Source organism: Cupriavidus sp. UBA2010, assembly GCF_002335265.1.
Classification (GTDB): Bacteria; Pseudomonadota; Gammaproteobacteria; order Burkholderiales; family Burkholderiaceae; genus Cupriavidus; species Cupriavidus metallidurans.
The window spans coordinates 36,212-56,623 of sequence record NZ_DDCI01000001.1; the positions used below are offsets into that span (position 1 = coordinate 36,212).

A 20,412-nucleotide genomic window follows, 5' to 3' on the forward strand; every position below is an offset into this window, starting at 1 on the left:
CTCAGGCGTCTCCTTGTCTGACGGCCTGGAACGACGCGGTCACGCTACCCAGGCCCTCGATGCTGGCGGTAAAGACATTGCCCGGCTGCACGGCGACCATGGGGCCGAGCGCGCCGGTAAGGATGGTGTCGCCGGCGCGCAGCGGTGCGCCAACGCGGCTCATTGTGTTGGCGAGCCAGACGGCGGCATTCAACGGATTGCCAAGACAGGCCGCGCCGCTGCCCACTGAGACCGGTTCGCCGGCCAGTTCCATGACCATGCCGCAATGCGGCAGATCCAGCGCGGCGAGCGAAACGGGCCGCGTGCCCAGCACGTAGAGGCCGGACGAGGCATTGTCGGCAATGGTGTCCGTCAGCCGGATATCCCAGTTGGCGATCCGGCTGCCAACGATCTCGATGGCGGGCAGCGCGAACGCGGTTGCCCGGATCACGTCGGCGACGGTGTGCGCAGCGTGCGGCAGGTCATGCTCCAGCACCAGCGCGATCTCGGCTTCGACCTTGGGCTGCAGGACATCGCCCCAGTCGATCTCTTCACCGTCCTGGCGCACCATGTCGGCAAAGAGCATGCCGAAATCTGGCTGGTCCACGCCCAGTTGCCGTTGCACGGCGACGGATGTCAGGCCGATCTTGCGGCCAACCAGCCGGCGGCCGGCGGCGAGTGCGTGCTCGGTGTTGCGCTGCTGCACGGCGTAGGCCAGCGCAAGTGGATCGGCGCCGGCGCTGGCGGCCCGCGCGATGGCATCGCGCACGGGCGGGCAAGGCTGGCCATGCTCGGAGGCGAACCGGAGTTGGTCCGCAACCTGAATGAGTTCGGGGTTCAGCATGCGGTCTCTCGCAATGGCGTCAGGGATTGACGCAGATGGTGGTCAGTGAGGAATAGAAGTCGAGCGAATGGCGTCCACCCTCGCGGCCGATACCGGACAGCCGGGTGCCGCCAAATGGCGTGCGCAGATCGCGCAGGAACCAGGTGTTGACCCAGACGATGCCGACGTCGAACTGCCGTGTGACGCGGTGCGCGCGCGCGAGGTCGCGGGTCCACACCGAGGCGGCGAGTCCATAGCGCGAATCGTTGACGCGCTTCACCACCTCGGCATCGGTGTCGAACGGCGCGATATGGCAGACCGGTCCGAAGATCTCCTCCTGAATGCAGCGTGCCGAGTCCGGCAAGCCGGTCCAGATGGTGGGCTGCACATAGGCGCCGTTGTCGCGCGCGTCGCCAAAATGTGGCACGCCGCCACCGGTGACGACAGTCGCGCCTTCCTCCCGCGCCAGCGCGTAATAGGACAGCACCTTGTCGCGGTGATTGCGGGAGATCAGTGAACCCATCTCCACGCCCTCCACCGTCGGGTAGCCGATGCGCAAGGCTTCCGCGCGCGCCTTCATCGCCGCCACAAAGCGTTCGAAGATTGGCCGCTCCACGTAGACGCGCTCGGAGCACAGGCATACCTGCCCGGTGTTGGTGAAGCTGGAGCGCATCACGCCCGCCACGGCCTTGTCGAAATCGCAGTCGGCGAAGACCACGGCGGCGTTCTTGCCGCCCAGTTCGAAGGAGATTTCCTTCACGCCATCAGCCACCGCTTTCATGATGGTGCTGCCGGTGCGGGATTCACCCGTAAAGGTGAGGGCGTCGATGCCCGGATGCCGCGACAGGAACTCGCCTGCCGAGCCGCCGCCGAAGCCGTGTACGAGATTGAAGACACCCGCCGGCACGCCGGCCTCATGCATGACCTCGGCCAGCAGCGTGGCGCTACCGGGGGTCTCCTCCGATGGCTTGACGACGACTGCGTTGCCGCAGGCCAGCGCGGGGGCCACCTTCCACGTCATCAGCAGCATGGGCAGGTTCCACGGAGAGATGATGCCGACCACGCCGTGGGGTTTGCGTACGGTGTAGCTGAAGACGTCGCCTTCGGCTGTCCTCATGTCGAAGTAGTCGCCGCCCGCCTGGCTGGCCAGGTCCGCGAACGTGCGGAAGTTCAGCACGCCGCGGCGGATGTCGAGCGCGCGCGCCTGTTGCTCGGTACGTCCGGTATCGGCCACCTCGGCGGCGACGAATTCATCGAAGCGCCGTTCGATGCCGTCGGCAATGGCGTGCAGCACCCGGGCGCGCTCGGCGGCGCTGGTATTACCCCAGGGGCCCTCCATTGCGGCGCGTGCGGCTTGCACCGCGCGATCCACCTGGCTGGCGTCGGCTTCGCAGATGTGGCCGACGATGCTTCCGTCGACCGGTGAGAGATTGGGAAAAAGATTGGCCGCTTCTTCGAAGCGGCCATCCACGTAGTTCCGATAGAGAGCGGAAGGGAGCGACACGGTGCAGTCTCCGGCGATGGTCTGAGACGCAGTGTAGGCAGCGGTCACATCGCTGGAAATTGAATCCTTCGCCGTTGTCTATTCCGGGTCGGAATACCTGCGGCCCAGCCTTACTCGGGCTGGATGCCAGCTGCCTCGACGACGGGTTTCCACTTCGCGCGATCCTTCTGGATGCGCTGGGCAAAGGCGTCGCGGGTCTCTCCCAAGGGGATGATGCCGGCTTTCTCCAGGCGCGCGCGGAACTCCGGCTCGGCGATGATCTTCTTCGATTCGGCGGCGATGCGGTCGACGATTTCCGGAGGCATCTTTGCCGGTCCCACCAGCCCGTTCCAGGTATCCACCTCATGGCCCGGGAAGGTCTCGGCGATGGTGGGGACATTTGGCAGCACTGGCAGGCGCTTGTCGCTGGAGACGGCCAGCAGGGACACCTTGCCGGTACCGTTGTAGGGCATGACTTCCGACACGCTGGCGCTGTACAAGTCGATCTGGCCGGCAAGCACATCGGCAAGCGCCGGCGCGCCGCCGCGATACGGAACCATGGTGGCCTGGATGCCGGCCCGGTTCAGGAACAGCAGTGCGGAGAGTTGCGTCAGGCCGCCATTGCCGGCATGTCCGACATTGAGCGCGCCGGGGTGGGCCTTGCCATAGCGCACCAGGTCGTCGAGCGACTTGAAGTTGTTGCGCGTACTGGCCGTCAGCACGAAAGGATTGCCGCCGACGTTGATGATGGGCACGAAGTCACGCACCGGATCGTAGCGGATCTTGTTGGTCATTGGCGCGGTGACGATCTGCGTCAGCGTGGACATGAACAGCACGTAGCCGTCGGCGGGCGCGCGCGCGACGTACTCGGCCGCGATCAGGCCCGCCGCACCGCCGCGATTGTCCACGACGAATGGCTTGCCGAACGCTTTGGTCAGGCGCTCGGCCATCAGGCGCGTGATCATGTCGGTATTACCGCCCGGCGCAAAGGGCACGACAATGGTGACCGGCCGCGATGGCCAGGGCTCCTGGGCATGGCCGGGGGCGGCAGCGAGCGCGCATAGCGCCAGCGCGGCCCCGCGGGTGATGGCGCGCAGGCGGGCGCGCAGATGGGAAATGTTCATGGTCTCCTCCAGTTCTCCTGCACCGGCCTTCTGGCTCTGTGCGCAGGGGGATATTGTGATGGGTTGCGGCCGTCAGTGCTACTCGATGCGGCAGGCCTGATCGAAGGGTAATCGCGGCAGCTTTGCGAACAGTCGCGCCGGGTCTCCCTTGCCAAGGTTGCACAGGAAGTTGACACGCCAGCGCCCGTCGGGAAAGAAGGCGCGGTTCACCGCGTCCGCATTGAAGCCGGAGAGCGGGCCGCAGTCCAGGCCGAGCGCGCGCGCCGCCAGAATCAGGTAGCCGCCCTGCATCGAGCCGTTGCGCATCGCCGTTTCCGCAGCCAGTGCGGGGTCCGCTGCGAACGTGTCGAACATGGCGGGACGGTGCGGGAACAAGGTTTCGCCGAGCGCGTGGAACGCCGTGTCGTAGGCCACGATGGCGGTGACCGGGGCGTGCCTGACCTTGTCGACATTCGCTGGCGCGAGGGTAGGCAGGAGCCTTGCCCTGGCGGCGTCGGAGCGTACGAAGACCAGGCGCATCGGGCTGCAGTTGGCGCTGGTCGGTCCCTGGCTGACGAGTGCGTAGAGCCGGGTCAATGTGGCGTCGGAGACGTCCCCGTCGAGCCAGCCGTTGTGGCTGCGGGCCGTCAGGAACAGGGTGTCGAGCACATCGGATGCGACTGGCGCACTCATGCGGCGCCCCGTGCGTTGCCCGGGCTTTCCGGCGTGTCTGGCCCCCAGGCCGTCGCGGTGATCTCCACGCGCATGTCAGGATGCGGCAGCGCGGCCACAGCCACACAGGTACGCGCCGGCAAGGGCCGGCCCGCGCTGGAAAAGCGGCGCATGCAGATGGCATCGTAGGCCGCATTGAATGCGGCGTAGTCGCGCATATCGACCAGATAGCAAGTCATCGTCACGCAGTTGGCCAGTTCGAGTCCTTCCGCCTGCAAGGCACGATCGATCTTGTCGAGCACGCACTCGGTCTGCGCGGCGAGGTCATAGACACGCTCGCCGTTGGCGCCGGTCGACACGCCTGCGCATCCATCGTGCGTGCGCGGGCTCATGCCGGCCAGGTGGACATGGCCACCGGCCCGGCGCGCAGGCGAGTACGCCGCAAGTGGCGGCGGATTCATGCGCGCGCCTCCATGGCGGGAATGCCGGCCAGTGCCTGCAGCAACTCGCTGGAGGCATCCGCCGCCAGCGGCACAAGGGGCGGGCGCACGTGACGCCAGCTGGGGTCGCTGGTCTGCTGCGCCAGCGTGTGCTTGACGGCGGCCACCATCGGGAATCGCTCCACCGTGCTGCGCACCGCGGCGATCGCTGGCTGCAGGCGCGCTGCGTCGGCTGCGTCGGCGAATGCCTGCGCAATGGCGCGCGCATTGATATTGTTGGTGGCGGAGATGCAGCCGGCGGCACCCAGCGACAGACTGCGCAGCATCAGCAGTTCCGAGGCTGGAAAAATGGAGAGCGACGGGAAACGCTCGAGCATGGCCACGAGGTTGTCCCAGTTTCCGCTGCTGTCCTTGATGCCCACGATATGCGTTGGGAACGCCTGCACGAGGCGCTCGATCAGCGACAGCGAGATGGGCACGCCAGACATCGCAGGGATGTGGTACAGCACGATGCGCAGGGCGGGATCGTCGACGCGCGCGATCAGCTCGCTGTAGTAGGCGAAGACACCGTCTTCGCTCACGTTCTTGAAGAAGAACGGAGGCAGCACCAGTACACCCGCGCAACCACGGTCGATGGCGTGGCGCGTCAGCACCACGGCATCGTCGATCGCGCAACAACCGGTTCCCACCAGCACGCGCTCGCCGGGGATTCCCGCATTGATGGCGGCGTCGACGAGCGCGATGCGTTCCTCGAACGTTTCCGAGCAGGCTTCGCTGTTGGTGCCCGAGATCGCGATACCGGCGCCGTCGGCGATCAGCCGCTTGCAGTGCGCGACGAAAGCGGGCAGGTTGATCGACAGGTCTTCATGAAACGGGGTGACGACGGGGGTGAACACGCCCCGTAGTTGTTGGGTGGGCATGACTTTGTCTCCTGTTTTTTCTTTGATGCTTGTCTGGTGGGTCGGTGGGGGCGGTGGGTTGAGGGCTACGTGGCTATCCGCGTGACCGTCTCCAGAAACTCGCTCAGGGTTTGGCTGAACGTGGTGTCGGCCGTGCCGAGGTGGGCGACGATCGACGTATGGTTGTGGCGTGCCACCTGCACCACGCGCGGGCTGCGACCCTGCGCTTCGCGTACGCGCGCCGCGTACTGCAGCGCGTACAGATCCAGGTAGGGATTCTCGAACTCCGCGAAGGCCACCATCAACGGCACACGCAGGCGCCCCGCGAAGGGCATCGGCGCGTGGGTCAGTTGCAGTGCCGGATCGTTGCCGTAGTACGCGGCGACGCCGTTGGCGTTGGGGTTGTCCGGCAGCGTGTCGGCCTGCAGGCGTGCGCTGACGAGCACGGCACCGGCCACGCCAGAGCCGTTCTCGCCGCAGGCCGGATCGCTGAGGCAGCTCGCGACGTGGCTTCCGCCCGCGGAGTGGCCGATCAATACGATGCGCCGTGGATCGCCGCCATGGGCGCGTGCATGGGCACGCAACCACGCCAGCGCCATGGCCACATCCTCGGCCCCGGCGGGATAGTGGGCCTCCGGAGCCAGCCGGTACTCGACGTTGACACCGATGTAGCCTTGCCGCGCGCACCAGCGTGGCACGTTGGCGTAGATATGCGGGCTGGCATCCTTGTCGCCACGTATGAACGCGCCACCGTGGACGAAGACCACCACTGGCCGGTCATCGCCGGCGGCGCTGCCTTCCGGCAGATAGAGATCGAGCCGTTGCCGTGCGTGCGTACCGTAGGCAATGTCGGCGTGGCTGCGGATGCCGTCGGCAGGCTGTGCCGCATGCACGCCGTCGTAGATCGTGCATACCTGCCGACGGTTGGCCTGGATGTCATCGGTCCAGCGTGGTCCAAGGGCCAGCATGGCGCTGGCCTGCGAGGACGAGAGTCCCGGGAACGCCGCTGCCACCGGCATGGCGCTCCCGGTCATGCGCCCGCTCCGCCGCCGGTGTCCTTGCCAGCATCGTCGTCCTCTACCGGGGCGGGCCGCTGCTCGCTGCGCTGCTTGGCCGCGAGCAGGCCCGGAGCCGGTGGCACCACGAAGTGTGCAAGGCGATGGCGGTCAAACGATTCCAGGTTTCGCTCCCACGTCTGCGCGGTGTGCTCGCTGCCGGTGGGAATCTGCTGCATCTCCGTATAGATCTCGACGTTGTTGCCATCGGGATCCTTGAAGACGAGGAACCAATTGCCGCCGGGTCCGTGCTGCCCGATGCCACGCTCGATGGTGACGCCGTGGCTGCGTGCCACCTCGACCGCGCGCTGCATTTCATCGAGCGATTCCACGTAGTACGAGAAATGCTCGAGCCCTGGCCGTGTGTAGCTGGGCGGGGTGTCGCGGTCGGGCGCGTCGGGCGGAAGCCGCGAAAGTGCCAGGTCGTGGTGGTCCTCGCCGGCACGCAGGAAAACCATCTGGTCGGCGATACGGTCGGACACCGTAAGGCCGAGGACCTCGGTGTAGAAGCGCGTCGATGCTTCGAGATCGCGCACCATCAGGACGAGGTGGCCCAGCTTGCGGGTTCGAATGGGGGTCATGTGATTGTCTCCTGCCTGGTTTGCCTGGCGAGGCGGGCTGTGGCCGGCGCGTGGCTAGCGTGCGTCCGGTTCCAGCGCGACGCGGTTCTCGATCGTGCCGATCTGCTCGACCCAGGCCGTCATGCTGTCGCCAGGCTTCAGGAAGACTCCACGCCCCATGCCCACACCGTCCGGCGTGCCCGTGGCGATAAGGTCGCCAGGTTGCAGCGTCAGAATACGCGACAGGTAGGCGATCTGCTCGGCCACCGAGAAGATCATTTGCGACGTGTTGCCGTTCTGCATGACTTCGCCGTTGACATGCAGCGTCATGCGCAGGTTCTGCGGATCGGGGATGCAGGCCGCGGGCACCATCCACGGGCCCATCGGGCCGAAGGTATCGAAGCTCTTGCCGCGGAACCAGTCGTGCGTGAACGGATAGTCGGTGCGGCGGTTCAGGTCACGCGCGCTGATGTCGTTGAACACGGTATAGCCGGCGATCACCGACAGCGCGTCCTCCACGCTGACATGGCGGCATGCCTGGCCAATCACCACGCCCAGCTCCACTTCCCAGTCGAGCTTCTTGGTTTCCGGCGGCATCAGCACCGTGGTGCCGGTGGCCACCACGCTGGTTTCAGCCTTCATGAAGATGTAGGGCTGGCTTTCGCTGCGGGCGGCCAGCTTGGTGCCCATCTCGTCCGCGTGCTCGTAGAAGTTTGAGGCGGTGCCAAAGATCCGGCGTGGCCGATAGGGCGCCGCATAGGTAGCGGCAGCGTCCACGGCGGCGAGCTTGCCAGCCGCGCGCAGTGCGGGAATACGTGCGGCGGCGTCGGCCAGCAGCGGCGCATGGCGCGACCAGTCCGCCAGTGCCACATTCAGGTCCTGCGGCAGGCGCGATGCCTCGATGCCGCACGCCTGGCCCACATCGGCCAGCGCATAGAGCGTGTTCTCGACGACCAGGCCGGGTTGCTGCCGGCCGGCAAGTTCAAAAGTGGCGAGGCTATACCAATTCACCATGTCTCCTGTTTGGTGTTGTCGGACAAAGTTGGTATGCGCAGCACGTATTCGGTCTCCCGGTTCGTTTTATGCACATCCGCGTTTGTGAATACTTTATTTTCTACGTGTATACATGTCAAGGCGTAAGTGATACTTTTCACCACGTACCGTGTATCGACGCGGAACCCATCAACAACGAGCCAAAGGGAGCGAGGCAATGTCGCTGGCGTGCATGAAAGACGAAGGGGAGGTGGTCGTGCTGACGCGGCTGCCACTGGATCAGGACTGGCTGCGGGCGCACGCGCCGAGTTACCGGTTCGTGCCGTGGACAGCGGTGGACGAGGCGCAGCGTGTGCAGGCGCGCGCAGTGCTGACCAATGGCTCTACGGGACTGACCGGGGCCGAGATGGCCGCATTGCCGGCGCTGGAACTGGTGGCGAGCTTTGGGGCCGGCTACGAGAACATCGAGCGGGATGCGGCGCGGATGCGTGGCGTGCGCGTGTGCCATGCGCCGGATACCAATAGCCAGGTCGTGGCGGACCACGCGCTGGCGATGATGCTGGCGTGGTCGCGCGGCATTGCGATGCTCGATCGCGGCCTGAAGGCGGGGCAATGGGATGCGCTGCGCGCGCCGCGGCCGGGCGTGCGCGGCAAGACCCTGGGCATCGTCGGGCTTGGCAATATCGGCCAGCGTCTGGCCGCGCTGGCAGAGGCCGTGGGCATGCGCGTGGCTTACCTGCGCCGCAGTGGCGCCCTGCAGCCGAACCGCACGCCGTATGGCGACGTGCGTTCGCTGGCGGCCGCAAGCGATGTGCTGGCATTGACCTGTCCCGGCGGTCCGGCCACTCGGCATCTGGTCGACGCGGAGGTACTGCGCGCGCTGGGTCCCGACGGCCTGCTTGTCAACGTGGCGCGTGGCAGCGTGGTGGATACCGAGGCGCTGGTACAGGCACTGCGACGCGGCGAACTGGGTGGTGCCGCGCTCGACGTGCTGGAAACCGAGCCCCTGGTGCCCGAGGCGTTTCGCGAGATGGATCAGGTCATCCTGACGCCGCACATGGCGGGCCGTTCGCCCGAAACGCGCGTGGCCCAGCACGAGGCGCTGCTGCGTAATCTGGACGGATGGTTCCGTCACGCTGCGCCGGCCCATCCGGTCGATCTGGCAGGCTGAGCGCGACGCCGCCGGCGCGCATGTGGCAGCCGGCGCGTCGGCGGCCACTAGTTGCGCTGGCCCGGTGCCGCAAGCTGCAGGATCCAGTGCGCGAAGCGCGTGGCTTCGGCTGGCGTGATGGGATTGGGCGGCATCTGCGCAGTGCCCCATTTCCCGCTGCTACCCTGGAGCATGCTCTGCTTCAGCTTGTCGACGGCGTCGGCATCGTCGTGATAGCGCGAGGCAATCGCACGGAATGGCGGCCCAACCTTGACCGTATCGAGCGCGTGACACGCGCGGCAGGTTTCCTCACTGGAAGAAGGGGCGGCGTGCGCGGCCGGATTCAACAGGCCGAGCACGGCCGCCCAAGTGGAGAACACCGCAAAAACAAACGCTTTCTTCGACTTCATCTTCGACGTCATCTTCGACTTCATCAATTCATCGTGTCGCCTGAAAGACCGGCCCGCCGGCCCAGGCAAGGCGTGGCGGGCCGGCATGCTTAGCGTCGCGGCCAGGGCTTTGCCGGCGCGCCGAGCACGGGTTCGCCGAGCAACGGCGTCGACAGCGCGTAGGCGCCGTCTTCGGTGAAGGCCCAGATGATGTTGCGGTCGTACTCCGTGTAGATCGCGAACACGCCCTTGCCCAGCGTGTAAGACGGCAACTGCGTCTCGTCGGCCAGCGGCGGGATGAAGTAGCCGGCGATGGTGGGTTGCGCCGGGTTCTTCACGTCATAGATCTGCACGCCGGCGTTATAGAACGAGTACGGCACGATGCCCTGACGCCAGCCGCCGGGCTGACCGATGGCGTTGGCGCGCTTGGGCCCGAAGTTGCCGCCGCGCTGGCAGAAGCTGGTGAAGGGCGCGCCGGGCGGGATCTCGGGCCGCGGCAGCTTGGCCGCCACCTTGAGGCGCGCGGGATCGCGCGCATCGACGACGAAGATGTCCTTGTACGGCTCGTAGCAATCCCGGTTCATCGGATAGCCGTTCGTGAACACGTAGCCCGTGCGCTCGTACTGGCTTACGTCGGCATTGTCGAATTCGGTGCCGGCGTAGCTCGGCGGCGTGTTGACGTTGCCGAGCATCTTGGGACGGGCGGGGTTGGACAGGTCGAACGCATAGAACCCAAGACCACCCATCGCGCCGAAGCCGATCTTGCCGCCCGCTTCGAGCGACTTGGGCAGGAAGATGGGATTGCGTGCCCCCATCCACGAGGTGCGGTTACCCGCGCGCGGGTTCATGAGGTAGGTCTGTTCATGCTCCGCGTTGCCGAGGATCTGTCCAGGTACCGCCACCTGCGACACGAAGGTCGGATTGGCCGGGTCCGACATGTCCCAGACCTGGTATCCGGGCGAGTACAGATAGTTGGGGTATTCGGTCAGGGCGTAGCTGTCGTCGGGCGCCGACGCAACGATCATGTACTTGCCGCCGTAGTACTCGGGCGCGTCCAGCGAGCCGGAACCCTGTTGCTGGCCCACTGGCGCATCCGGATGCTGCGTGTCCGTGGTGCGGGTTGCCAGCAATCTCCACTGGCTGGGCAGCGGGCCGTCCATGACGAACACCTTGAAGCCCTTGAGCGAGTTGTAGTGGCGCTGAGCCGCGACCTTGTCGGGCTGCTCCATCTTCTCCTGCATCAGGCCGTAGCGGCCGATTTCGTACGAGGCCACCATGACCGGCTTGCCCAGCTTCTTGCTCCAGGCGATGGTCGCGCCACCGAGGTAGTCCTGCACCGTGTTCGGATCATACTTCTCGCTCGATCCCTTGGGACCCCAGACACCGCCTTGCGAGTAGACCACCTTGCCGTGAGCGGGGTCGGTCACGTCCATGATGCGCAGGTAGTCGCGATCATGGATGTACAGGTATCGCTTGCCCTCGAAGTCGATAATGTTGTTCCAGGCATGGAACGGCGAACCGACACCCGGGTAGAAGGCGAGAACCTTGACGTTCTTCGTATAGGTGTTCTTGTCCCACGTGGTCATCTCGCCAGGGAAGCGTTGGCCGTTGTGGACTTCCTGCGTGGCCTTGGGCCAGATGAACTCGCCGGTGGCCGGGTCCATGCCGTAGTCGACGCCGGCCTTGAGCGCGGTGGGCCGACGGTCGGGGGTCAGGCGCAGCCAGCCTGCCAGGTACGGGTCCTTGACGTTGGGCGTGCCCGGCGTGACCTGGCCTGCGTTCGGCGTGGCGGCAGGGGTGGCGGCAGGGGTTGTGGCAGCAGCAGGCGCGGATTCGGCGCCGGCGGCCCGCGCGGCCAGCGGCAGCAGGGCGGTGGACATCAGGGCGACTGCCAGGGCGCAGCCCCCGGTCAGGGCCGTGTGGCGATGCCGGCGTTGGGGATGATGCATGACTGACTCCTTGTTGATCAGACGATGTGGTTCCAGCCGGTGCCACATCTGCAGCGCCGGCAGCAAGCGGGTGTGTTCAGAAGGCGTGGCGGATGCCAAGCTGCATCCCCGATGGGTTCTGTCCGGGACTCGGGTTGGACTGGAAGGTCACCGGGTACGCGATCGGCACCGTGTTCTGGTTGTGCACGTGTGCGTAGGTGGCATAGAGATCGGTACGCTTGGACAGGCCGTAGATGTAGCCGATCACGAAACCGGTCGCGCTGGTGATGCTCTTGTTGTTGTCGTCGTGACGATAGACCACGCTGCCATACAAGCGGCTGCGGCCGTCGATGTTCCAGCGCGCGCCGATCTGGGCATCCCAGCCGCTCGAATTGAACGCCACATAGGGGGGATACGCGTAGTAACCCTTGTAGGTATGGAAGATGGCGGTTGGCTCGAAGCCCCCGATGCGGTAGACCGCGGAGAAGTAGTTGTCGCGTGACGACGGGATCTGCGACGCCTGGTGGATGTCGCGTGTGTACTGCTGCTCGCTGACCGCGCCCAGGAACAGTGGGCCGTTACGGTAGTCCACGCCGATACTGAGGAAGCGCCCCGCACGCGTCGTGTCTTCGAGTCCGAACGCATACATCACGCGGCCGGTGAATCCGTAGAAGGTCGGCGTCTTGTACTGGATGGCGTTGTCCACGCGATAGGACGCGTAGAAGAACTCCATGTTGTTCACCATACTGTACGCGGCGGCCCAGCTCGGGTCCGCATAACCCGCAATCCAGTATGAAGGCGTGAACTGGCGGCCCATCGTCACCTCGCCCAGGTCCGCACTCTTGAGTCCGACGAAGGACTGACGGAACTGCGCCGACTGCACGCCCGTGTCGGCGGAGAACATCGGCTCGATCGTGAACACGGCCTTGTAGCCGCCGCCGAGATCCTCGACGCCGCTCAGGTTGAAGCGCGAGTTGTTCAGCCCGCCGCTGGTCATGCGCGTGACGCTGGCCGGGCCCGATTGAATCAGGTGCTCGATGTTCAGGTCGACGTAGCCCGATAGCCATACCGCGCTCTGGGCGTAGGCACCAGCGCATGCGAACAGCATCGCGCCCGGTACAAGCAGCTTCCTTTTCATTGTGTCTCCGAATCTTTTCGTTTCTTGTGTCGCGGGCAACGTCCATCCGCACGGCGGCGCGGCCAACGTGGGTCGCTGGTCATCGCCGCAGGCACCTCCCCCTGCCGTCGTGCGGAAGACCTCGCCTGGCGGCGTCTTCCTCTCTCCCGCGTATTTCCTCAACGTGTATACTCGGGCGTTACAAATTATACGTAGACGAGTATGTGTATTCCGATGATTATTTTCTTATACACAGAGGGGGTTTGGTAATAGCGGGTTGACCCGAATGTGTGTGCGCTATGCGGCACGTATAGCGCGGGAAATCGCTGGCTACCCGCGCAGGACTTCTCAACTTTGTGATTCCGAGGCTCAAATGTCCGTCAATCCACTCAGCGAGATCTCGCTGATTCGCAGGTTGAAGCTGAACCAACTGATGATCTTCGAGCGCGTGCTGCAGACGCGCTCGGTGATGCGCGCCGCCAATGACATGCGTCTGACGCAGCCAGCCGTGACCAAGGTGATCCACGAACTGGAGTCTTGCTTCGATGGCGCGCTATTCCTGCGTTCCAACCGCGGCGTGATGCCAACGGAGCTTGGGTTGCTGCTTGGCCAGCGCGTCAAGTCGTTGATGGCCGAACTGCGCTACATGACCGACGAACTGAACGATTTCCGGCTGGGGACCAGCGGACACGTCATCGTCGGCACGCTGATCTCGGCATCGGCACGACTGTTGCCGCTGGCCATCTCCATGCTCAAGGCGCGCACGCCGAACGTACTGGTGACCGTGCGGGAAGGCACCACCGCCCACTTGTTTCCGGCGCTGGCCACGGGAGACCTCGACATCGTCGTCGGCCGCCTTCCCGAGCGTGAACTGCCGATTGCCACGGCCTTCCCGCTGACGCATGAGGTGTTGTTCGAGGAGTCGCTCTGCGCGGTGGTTGGCAAGGGCTACGGCGACGCGCCGGATCGCGTGGGACACCTGTCCGAGCTGGCCGATTCGGCGTGGATACTCCCGACGTCGGACTCTCCGGCACGCCTGGCAGCGGAGCAGCTGTTCCGTACTGCCGGCCTGCCGCTGCCAGGGGACGTCGTCGAGTCGCTGTCGCTGCTGACCAACCTTGGCCTGCTGATGGAGACCCCACGCATCGCACTGATGCCAAGCGTGGCGGCGAACCAGTTCGCGCGCGCCGGCCTGCTGCGCGTTCTCGACCTGCCGGAGACCTGCGCCTTCGGCACGGTTGGATTCTCGGTGCGTTCGAACAAGGAACAGAGCGCGGCGGGCCGTGCGTTCATCGCTTGCCTGCGAGAGGCCGCACAGGCAAGCGTGCCCGACGTGCCGCTGCCTTGCTGAGTGACACATTCCGAAAGGGTGACTTCTGGACGCGCTGGTATTCCTGTTCGGGATAGCCAGCGCCGGATGTTTGATTATCGAGGCCGGCGAGGCTCCCCTAGACTCCGGTCGAGCCATTCAAGAGGCCGGTGGCGCATTGCGACGCGACACCGACGGAGAGAGACACCTATGCTGACCTACGGAGCGCCCTTCAATTTCCCGCGCTGGATCGACGAGCATGCACACCTGTTGAAGCCGCCCGTCGGCAACCGGCAGGTGTGGCAGGACAGCGATTTCATCGTGACCGTGGTGGGTGGGCCCAACCACCGCACGGATTATCACGACGATCCGCTCGAGGAATTTTTCTACCAGCTGCGCGGCAACGCCTACCTGAATCTCTGGGTCGACGGCAGGCGCGAGCGGGTGGACCTGAAAGAGGGCGACATCTTCCTGCTGCCCCCGCACGTTCGCCATTCCCCGCAGCGTCCCGAGGCCGGCAGCGCCTGCCTGGTGATCGAACGGCAGCGGCCCGCCGGCATGCTGGACGGATTCGAGTGGTATTGCGACGCATGCGGTCACCTGGTGCATCGCGTCGAGGTGCAACTCAAGAGCATCGTCACCGATCTCCCGCCTCTTTTCGAGAGCTTCTACGCCTCGCAAGACAAGCGCCGCTGCCCGCACTGCGGACAAGTCCATCCCGGACGCGCGGCCTGACACGCTGGGTTGATGTCCGGACAGGACACCAGCATTTCCACGCTTTTTTCTAGCAGCATTCCCGCAACCCATGATGATTCGCGAAGACTGTGCCGCACTGGATGCGGCAGACAAACTGGCTGGCTGCCGCGCACGATTTGCGCTGCCGGCCGGCACCATCTACCTCGATGGCAATTCCCTGGGCGCGATGCCCGCCAATGTGCCAGCGCGCATGAAGGTGGCCATCGAACAGGAATGGGCGGAAGGCCTGATCCGCTCGTGGAACGATGCCGATTGGTATCCCGCGCCGCAGCGCACCGGCGATCGCATTGCCCGGCTGATTGGCGCCGGGCAGGGTGAGGTGATCGTGGCTGACTCGACCTCGGTCAACTTGTTCAAGGTACTGGTGGCGGCCACCCGTATGCGGCCCGGCCGCGGCGTGATTCTCGCCGAGCGTACCAATTTCCCGACCGACGTCTACATTGCGGAGAGCGTTGCGGAGATGACGGGCTGTGAGTTGCGTTGCGTCGATCCGGAAGAGGTGATGTCCGCAATCGACGAGAACGTGGCCATCGTCTCGCTGACCCACGTGAACTACAAGACGGGCAAGCGTTACGACATGGAGGCGATGACCCGCCGCGCGCACGAGGCTGGCGCGCTGGTGGTCTGGGACCTCTGCCACACGGCGGGCGCCATGCCGGTCTATCTGAATCGCTGCGAGGTCGATTTTGCAGTCGGATGCGGATACAAGTACCTGAACGGCGGCCCCGGTGCGCCTGCGTTCGTGTTCGTCGCCTCGCGCCACCTGGAGCATGTCCGTCAGCCACTTTCCGGTTGGCATGGCCACGCTCAGCCGTTCGCGTTCACGCACGAGTACGCGCCGCATGCCGGTATCGACCGGATGCTGACGGGTACCGCGCCGCAACTCGGTCTGATCTCGCTGGAGAGCGCGCTGGAAGCGTTCGACGGTGTCGACATGGAAGCATTGCGCGAGAAGAGCGTGTCGCTGGGCGACCTGTTTATTGCACTGGCCGAGCAGGAACTGGCGGGACTGGGTTTCACGCTGGCCACGCCGCGTGATGCAGAGCAACGCGGCAGCCAGGTATCGCTGCGGCATGCAGAGGGCTACGCGATCATGCAGGCGCTGATCGCGCGCAACATCATCGGCGATTTCCGCGCCCCTGACATCCTGCGCTTCGGTTTTGCCGCGCTCTACGTTCGCCATGTCGATATCTGGGACACCATCGCAGCACTGAAGGACATCGTCACAAGCGAGGCGTGGAACACGGAAGCGTTCCGCACGCGCAAGTCAGTGACCTGAGTGCAACGGCCAGAACAATAAGAGGAGACAAGCGATGAGGCAGCAACAGGGATTCGACGCAATCGTCGAGCGGGAGCAGGGGCTGCATCGGGGGCTGTCCACGGGACAGCTCTCCATGATCGCCATCGGTGGCGCGATTGGTACGGGCCTGTTCCTGGGGAGCGGGTTTGCCATCGGCTTCGCCGGCCCGAGCGTGCTGGTGAGCTACGCCATCGGGGCGTTGATCGCTTTGCTGCTGATGGGCTGCCTGGCCGAGATGACGGTGGCGCATCCGACTTCCGGCTCGTTCGGCGCCAATGCGGAGCATTACATCGGGCCGCTGGCCGGATTCCTGGTGCGCTATGCCTACTGGTCGTCGATCGTATTCGCGGTCGGCACGGAAGTCACGGCCATCGCGGTCTACATGAAGTACTGGTTCCCGGCGGTGCCCGGGTGGTACTGGATCGTCGGTTTCTCCGCTGCGCTGATCGGCATCAACGCCACCAGCGTCAAGGTGTTCGGCGCGGTCGAGTATGTGTTCTCGATGCTGAAGATTGCCGCCATCGTCGGCTTTATCCTGCTCGGCGCCTATGTGGTGACACGTGCGCCGGCCGAGTCAGGCATCGGGTTGGCCAACTACACCGCGCATGGTGGCTTCTTCCCGAAAGGGATGTGGGGTACGTGGGTGGCGGTGATCGTGTCCATCTTCAGCTACCTGAGCATCGAGATGATTGCCGTGGCGGCCGGCGAGGCACGCGACCCGGAGACCGCCATCACGCGCGCATTTCGCGCGACCATGGTGCGTCTGGTGTTCTTCTATCTGCTGACGCTCGCGCTGATGCTGATGATCGTGCCGTGGACGGCGGCCGGCGCCGGTGAAAGTCCGTTCGTCAGGGTGATGGCGGCCACGCGCGTACCGGGTGCCGCGGCGGTGTTCAACTTCGTGATTCTGGTGGCGGCGTTGTCTGCCATGAACAGCCAGCTCTATATCACCACACGGATGATGTTCAGCTTGTCCCGCGCGGGCTACGCGCCAAAGGCGCTGGGGCAAGTCAACGGTCGCGGCGTGCCCATGACGGCGTTGTTGTTGTCCACCGTTGGCATCGCCTTCGCGGTGGTGCTCAACGTGGTGTATCCGGATGCCGCGTTCATGCTGATGATGGCGATCTCGATGTTCGGTGCGATGTTCACCTGGCTGATGATCTTCATCACGCATCTGTTCTTTCGGCGGCAACACCGGGGGCGGCCGCTCGCCTTCAGGATGTGGGGCTTTCCGGTGACAACGCTGCTCGGCGCGGGGCTGATGTTCGCCACGCTGGTGACAACGTGGTTCACGCCGGAGTTCAGGATGACCCTGGTGGCGGGCGTGCCTTTCATGCTGGCGCTGTCGGCGGCCTACTGGCTCTGGTACCGGAAGCGCGGTGGTGCAGCACAAGGGGACGGGGAAGACGCCGGGCACGCGGAGGTGCGCAACAGCTGGTAACGGTCGAATCTGCAGGCGGTCTCCATGCGATGAATACTGTTTCTTATCGGTGTATACACGAACTTCAAATGTGAGTTCGTTTGTAAGAAACTGTACTCATAACGACATGGAGACAAAATGGAACCGTTGTACCGGGGGCGGCTCGCACCGCTCGTTGCCTCATTTCCCGTGCTGCTATGCGCAGCCACCCCAGCCGCCGCCCAGAGCGACGGTGTGCAGATCTACGGTTTCATCAAGGAGAACGTCGAGTCGATCCAGGTTTCCGGGAACGGGCGCAGCCAGTCCCTGGCACGCCTGTCCAACGATCTGTCGGTGCTCGGCTTTCGTGGCGGGGAGTCGCTGGGAGGCGGCAACCGTGCCTTCTTCCAGATCGAGACGAACCTGCGCATGGACGGCACCGGCACCGCGCAGATCGGTGACCGCAATACCGCCGTTGGTCTGAGCGGCCCCTGGGGGCAGTTCTGGATGGGGCAGTGGGAGATGCCCCTGCGCTACGTGTCGGTGTACAAGGTGGACCCGTTCACGGCAGGGATCTTTGCGTCCAACTCGATCATGGGGAATGGCTTCGTGACCGCCGCGAATGGCGTCTCGCCGCAGTCGTTCGACCGTCGCCAGCCCAACCTTGTCCAGTACGCCACGCCGGACTGGGGCGGTGTGTCGGCGCGCGTGGCGGTATCGATGCCGGAAAACCGCACGGCCACCACGAATCCGATTGCCTGGTCTGGGCTGGTCAGCTACGAATCCGGCCAATGGTATGCGGCGTGGGGCCACGAGTACCACGGCGATTATTTCTATAGTGGCTCGCACGACTACGCCGATCGGGTCGGACTGGTGTACGCCATCGGCGGCGTCAGATTGCGCGCCGCCTATGAGCGGCTCAGCTACGAGCCTGCGCCGGGGCAGTCGGTGCGGCGCGATGCGTGGCAGGCTGCGGCTACCTACAATCGCGGGCCACATACGTTCCGTGCGTCGTACACGCAGGGAGGCAATGCCCACGGCAACACTGTCCAGGCCGTGGGCGGTATCGGCCTGCCGGGCACTGATTCCGGCGCGTGGCAGGTGTCGCTGGGATATGGCTATACGCTGTCAAAGCGTACTGAACTCTGGGCGGCCTATACGCGTCTGGTTAACCACGCCACCGCCAGCTATAACCTGTCGGCCAACTCCGTGCCCGGCCTGAAGGCAGGCGATGCGGTCAGCGGCTTCGGTCTGGGCATCACCCACAATTTCTGATCTCCTGCCGTTACCGCCTTCAACCGAAAGTAGTCAGGCGGCCTGGTGGCAGACTGCTTCGATGTTGTGGCCGTCTGGATCGAGAACGAAAGCGCCGTAGTAGTCCGGATGATAGTGCGGTCGCAACCCGGGACCACCGTTGTCGCGGCCGCCGGCCGCCATGGCGGCCTTGTAGAACGTATCGACTTCCGCCCGGCTGTCTACGCGGAAAGCGACGTGCAGCGGTGGCTTGTTGGGGGCGCCCGAAATAAGCCAGAACTCCGGCTTTCCCGGCGGCCCGAATCCGGCCACGTCAGTGTGCCCAGTCACGCTGGCCGGAATTTCCATGATCTTGACGATGCCAATCGCGCCAAGCGCAGCAGCGTAGAAGTCCAGACTCCGGGAGAAATCGCTAACGTTGACGCCGGTATGGTCGATCATCAGTTCTCACCTCTCACAATCAACAGGTAGGTAGTCCGCATGGGTGCATCCGCTGCACGACTCGCGAGACGATACCTGAACAGATAGTGTGGCTCAAGCGGCGGTGTTGCTGGCCTGGAGCCAGTTATTGGGAGAACAGGGGAATTGCTCGGTAAAGCTCGGTATAGCTCGATCGCTACTCCGCGCGCGCATCTTTTGCATTGGCCGTTGCCACGTCGGACAGCGCGTCAAGTGCTGGGAACTGCTGGGCGCCGGTATCGATGGTTCCTGTACTCGTGCAGGTATGCTCGGCAGGCGACCGCGCTCGTGGCAAGCTCGACTGCGCTTACCCTGAGATAGTCGGCTTCGTGGAATTGCCGCCGACTGAATCCACGAGGCAACTCTTCAGAGCAACCACAAGCTCGCGCATACCCGTTGCGGTTCGCGTGATCATCGTCAAGGGGGGCATCGCGGCGATGCGTTGCACATCGAGGATGACCAGGCTCTTGTTGATTCTGACCTCCTCTTGTGCCTGCTGCACGCGCATCGGCCCGATACAACGCGGGTCCAGGCGAATGAGCGTTAGCACCGTGAGGGGAGAGAGGCATTCGATGCACGGTTGTGGCGGCGTGATGCCTTCTGTCAGGCTGGCGGCGATAACGGCGCGGCGCAGCAGGGAGCCCCGGGGGGGCAGGATCCATTGCTGTTCGGCAAGTTGATTCCAGCTGATCTTCTTTCGCTTGGCCAGCGGATGGGTACGGGACGCGACCACGCACATATGATCTTCGGCTAGCACGTCGACACGCAGGCGGTCCAGCCGCTCGTTATTCAGCTCATCGGGCGCGAGCGCCCCGACGATGCAATCGATTTCGCCCTGCAGCAGGTCGGCGATGAGCTGACTCACTTGCGCTTCACGGATCTGAACGAACACATTCGGCATGCGTCGTCGCAACTCGACGATGCCCTGCGGCAATGAGGTAGAACCGGAGAAGGTGCCGATGCGCAGCATCCCGCTGGCGCCCGCGCGCATCACGGTGGCCTCCTGCTGGGCTGCTGCGAGTTCTGCCACCAGCATCCCGGAGCGACGCATCAACGCGAGCCCGATGTGGTTGGCGGAAATCCCGCGCGCGGTGCGATCGAACAGGGGGCCACCGAAGATTTCCTCGATCTCCTGGATCATGCGCGACACAGCCGGCTGGGTGAGGTGCATGCGCTTGGCAGCCGCGTGCACAGTCGCCACTTCCCCGAGGTGGCCCAGCAGTTCGAAATGCCGCAGGCGCAATTTGCGCAACAGGTGATGGTTAAGGTCGTCCACGGTGGTAATGCCTGATCACGGCGATACGTTTTTGGCATCAATGTATCAGATTATCTGAATAGTCGATT

At 64.7% G+C, this 20,412-nt stretch carries 20 protein-coding genes; 6 read left to right on the top strand and 14 right to left on the bottom strand.

Going from position 1 to position 20,412, the window contains the following annotated elements; genetic code table 11:
- Position 1: 1 nt before the first annotated feature.
- The 9 genes from mhpD to B2246_RS00210 form a co-directional block, all read right to left on the bottom strand.
- On the bottom strand, positions 2–823 hold the full coding sequence (gene mhpD, locus B2246_RS00170; RefSeq protein WP_017512512.1) for a 2-keto-4-pentenoate hydratase: 822 nt from the start codon (positions 821–823) through the stop codon (positions 2–4).
- A 19-nt stretch (positions 824–842) separates the two neighbouring features.
- Complete coding sequence (locus B2246_RS00175) at positions 843–2,306, bottom strand: 2-hydroxymuconic semialdehyde dehydrogenase (protein WP_035884025.1); 1,464 nt, start codon at positions 2,304–2,306, stop codon at positions 843–845.
- Positions 2,307–2,416: 110 nt separating this feature from the next.
- The gene (locus tag B2246_RS00180) at positions 2,417–3,409 is read right to left on the bottom strand and encodes a Bug family tripartite tricarboxylate transporter substrate binding protein (RefSeq protein WP_008645550.1); all 993 of its coding nucleotides are present in this window, start codon (positions 3,407–3,409) and stop codon (positions 2,417–2,419) included.
- Between the two features lie 78 nt (positions 3,410–3,487).
- Positions 3,488–4,081, bottom strand: a complete 594-nt coding sequence (locus B2246_RS00185) for a malonic semialdehyde reductase (protein WP_008645552.1) — start codon at positions 4,079–4,081, stop codon at positions 3,488–3,490.
- Positions 4,078–4,521, bottom strand: coding sequence for a RidA family protein (locus B2246_RS00190; RefSeq protein WP_008645554.1), 444 nt, complete (start codon positions 4,519–4,521; stop codon positions 4,078–4,080). Before B2246_RS00190 ends, B2246_RS00185 begins: the two co-directional genes overlap by 4 nt.
- Entirely contained in the window at positions 4,518–5,420 is a 903-nt protein-coding gene (locus B2246_RS00195) for a dihydrodipicolinate synthase family protein (protein ID WP_186426282.1), read from the bottom strand. Before B2246_RS00195 ends, B2246_RS00190 begins: the two co-directional genes overlap by 4 nt.
- Positions 5,421–5,485: 65 nt before the next feature.
- Positions 5,486–6,433 (bottom strand): alpha/beta hydrolase, encoded by a 948-nt coding sequence (locus B2246_RS00200; protein ID WP_286962468.1) that lies wholly within the window; start codon positions 6,431–6,433, stop codon positions 5,486–5,488.
- Positions 6,430–7,035, bottom strand: coding sequence for a VOC family protein (locus B2246_RS00205; RefSeq protein WP_286962469.1), 606 nt, complete (start codon positions 7,033–7,035; stop codon positions 6,430–6,432). Before B2246_RS00205 ends, B2246_RS00200 begins: the two co-directional genes overlap by 4 nt.
- Positions 7,036–7,089: 54 nt before the next feature.
- Entirely contained in the window at positions 7,090–8,025 is a 936-nt protein-coding gene (locus tag B2246_RS00210) for a fumarylacetoacetate hydrolase family protein (protein ID WP_187192341.1), read from the bottom strand.
- Positions 8,026–8,239: 214 nt separating this feature from the next.
- On the opposite strand from B2246_RS00210, the gene B2246_RS00215 reads away from it, so the two are divergent.
- The gene (locus tag B2246_RS00215; protein WP_286962470.1) at positions 8,240–9,178 is read left to right on the top strand and encodes a 2-hydroxyacid dehydrogenase; all 939 of its coding nucleotides are present in this window, start codon (positions 8,240–8,242) and stop codon (positions 9,176–9,178) included.
- A gap of 47 nt (positions 9,179–9,225) precedes the next feature.
- Here the strand turns inward: B2246_RS00215 and B2246_RS00220 are convergent, their stop codons facing one another.
- From B2246_RS00220 to B2246_RS00230, 3 genes are all read right to left on the bottom strand, one after another.
- Positions 9,226–9,591: a c-type cytochrome gene (locus B2246_RS00220; RefSeq protein ID WP_008645564.1), complete on the bottom strand. Its 366-nt coding sequence runs from the start codon at positions 9,589–9,591 to the stop codon at positions 9,226–9,228.
- A 65-nt stretch (positions 9,592–9,656) separates the two neighbouring features.
- A complete protein-coding gene (locus B2246_RS00225; protein WP_286962472.1) occupies positions 9,657–11,495 on the bottom strand; it encodes a hypothetical protein in 1,839 nt (612 codons plus the stop codon).
- A gap of 76 nt (positions 11,496–11,571) precedes the next feature.
- On the bottom strand, positions 11,572–12,612 hold the full coding sequence (locus B2246_RS00230; RefSeq protein ID WP_008646197.1) for a porin: 1,041 nt from the start codon (positions 12,610–12,612) through the stop codon (positions 11,572–11,574).
- A gap of 352 nt (positions 12,613–12,964) precedes the next feature.
- Between B2246_RS00230 and B2246_RS00235 the strand changes: the two genes are divergently transcribed.
- The 5 genes from B2246_RS00235 (at position 12,965) to B2246_RS00255 (ending at position 18,630) form a co-directional block, all read left to right on the top strand.
- Positions 12,965–13,942, top strand: a complete 978-nt coding sequence (locus B2246_RS00235; protein WP_008646198.1) for a LysR family transcriptional regulator — start codon at positions 12,965–12,967, stop codon at positions 13,940–13,942.
- A 168-nt stretch (positions 13,943–14,110) separates the two neighbouring features.
- Positions 14,111–14,635, top strand: coding sequence for a 3-hydroxyanthranilate 3,4-dioxygenase (locus tag B2246_RS00240; protein ID WP_008646199.1), 525 nt, complete (start codon positions 14,111–14,113; stop codon positions 14,633–14,635).
- Positions 14,636–14,705: 70 nt separating this feature from the next.
- Positions 14,706–15,935 (top strand): kynureninase, encoded by a 1,230-nt coding sequence (gene kynU, locus B2246_RS00245; RefSeq protein WP_017513602.1) that lies wholly within the window; start codon positions 14,706–14,708, stop codon positions 15,933–15,935.
- A 34-nt stretch (positions 15,936–15,969) separates the two neighbouring features.
- Positions 15,970–17,397 carry an amino acid permease gene (locus tag B2246_RS00250; RefSeq protein WP_286962474.1) on the top strand — a complete coding sequence of 476 codons (1,428 nt, stop codon included), beginning with the start codon at positions 15,970–15,972 and terminating at the stop codon, positions 17,395–17,397.
- A 117-nt stretch (positions 17,398–17,514) separates the two neighbouring features.
- Positions 17,515–18,630 carry a porin gene (locus B2246_RS00255; RefSeq protein WP_008646202.1) on the top strand — a complete coding sequence of 372 codons (1,116 nt, stop codon included), beginning with the start codon at positions 17,515–17,517 and terminating at the stop codon, positions 18,628–18,630.
- Between the two features lie 33 nt (positions 18,631–18,663).
- Here the strand turns inward: B2246_RS00255 and B2246_RS00260 are convergent, their stop codons facing one another.
- A complete protein-coding gene (locus B2246_RS00260) occupies positions 18,664–19,050 on the bottom strand; it encodes a VOC family protein (RefSeq protein ID WP_186426275.1) in 387 nt (128 codons plus the stop codon).
- A 325-nt stretch (positions 19,051–19,375) separates the two neighbouring features.
- Positions 19,376–20,344, bottom strand: coding sequence for a LysR family transcriptional regulator (locus B2246_RS00265; RefSeq protein WP_008646206.1), 969 nt, complete (start codon positions 20,342–20,344; stop codon positions 19,376–19,378).
- Positions 20,345–20,412: the final 68 nt, after the last annotated feature.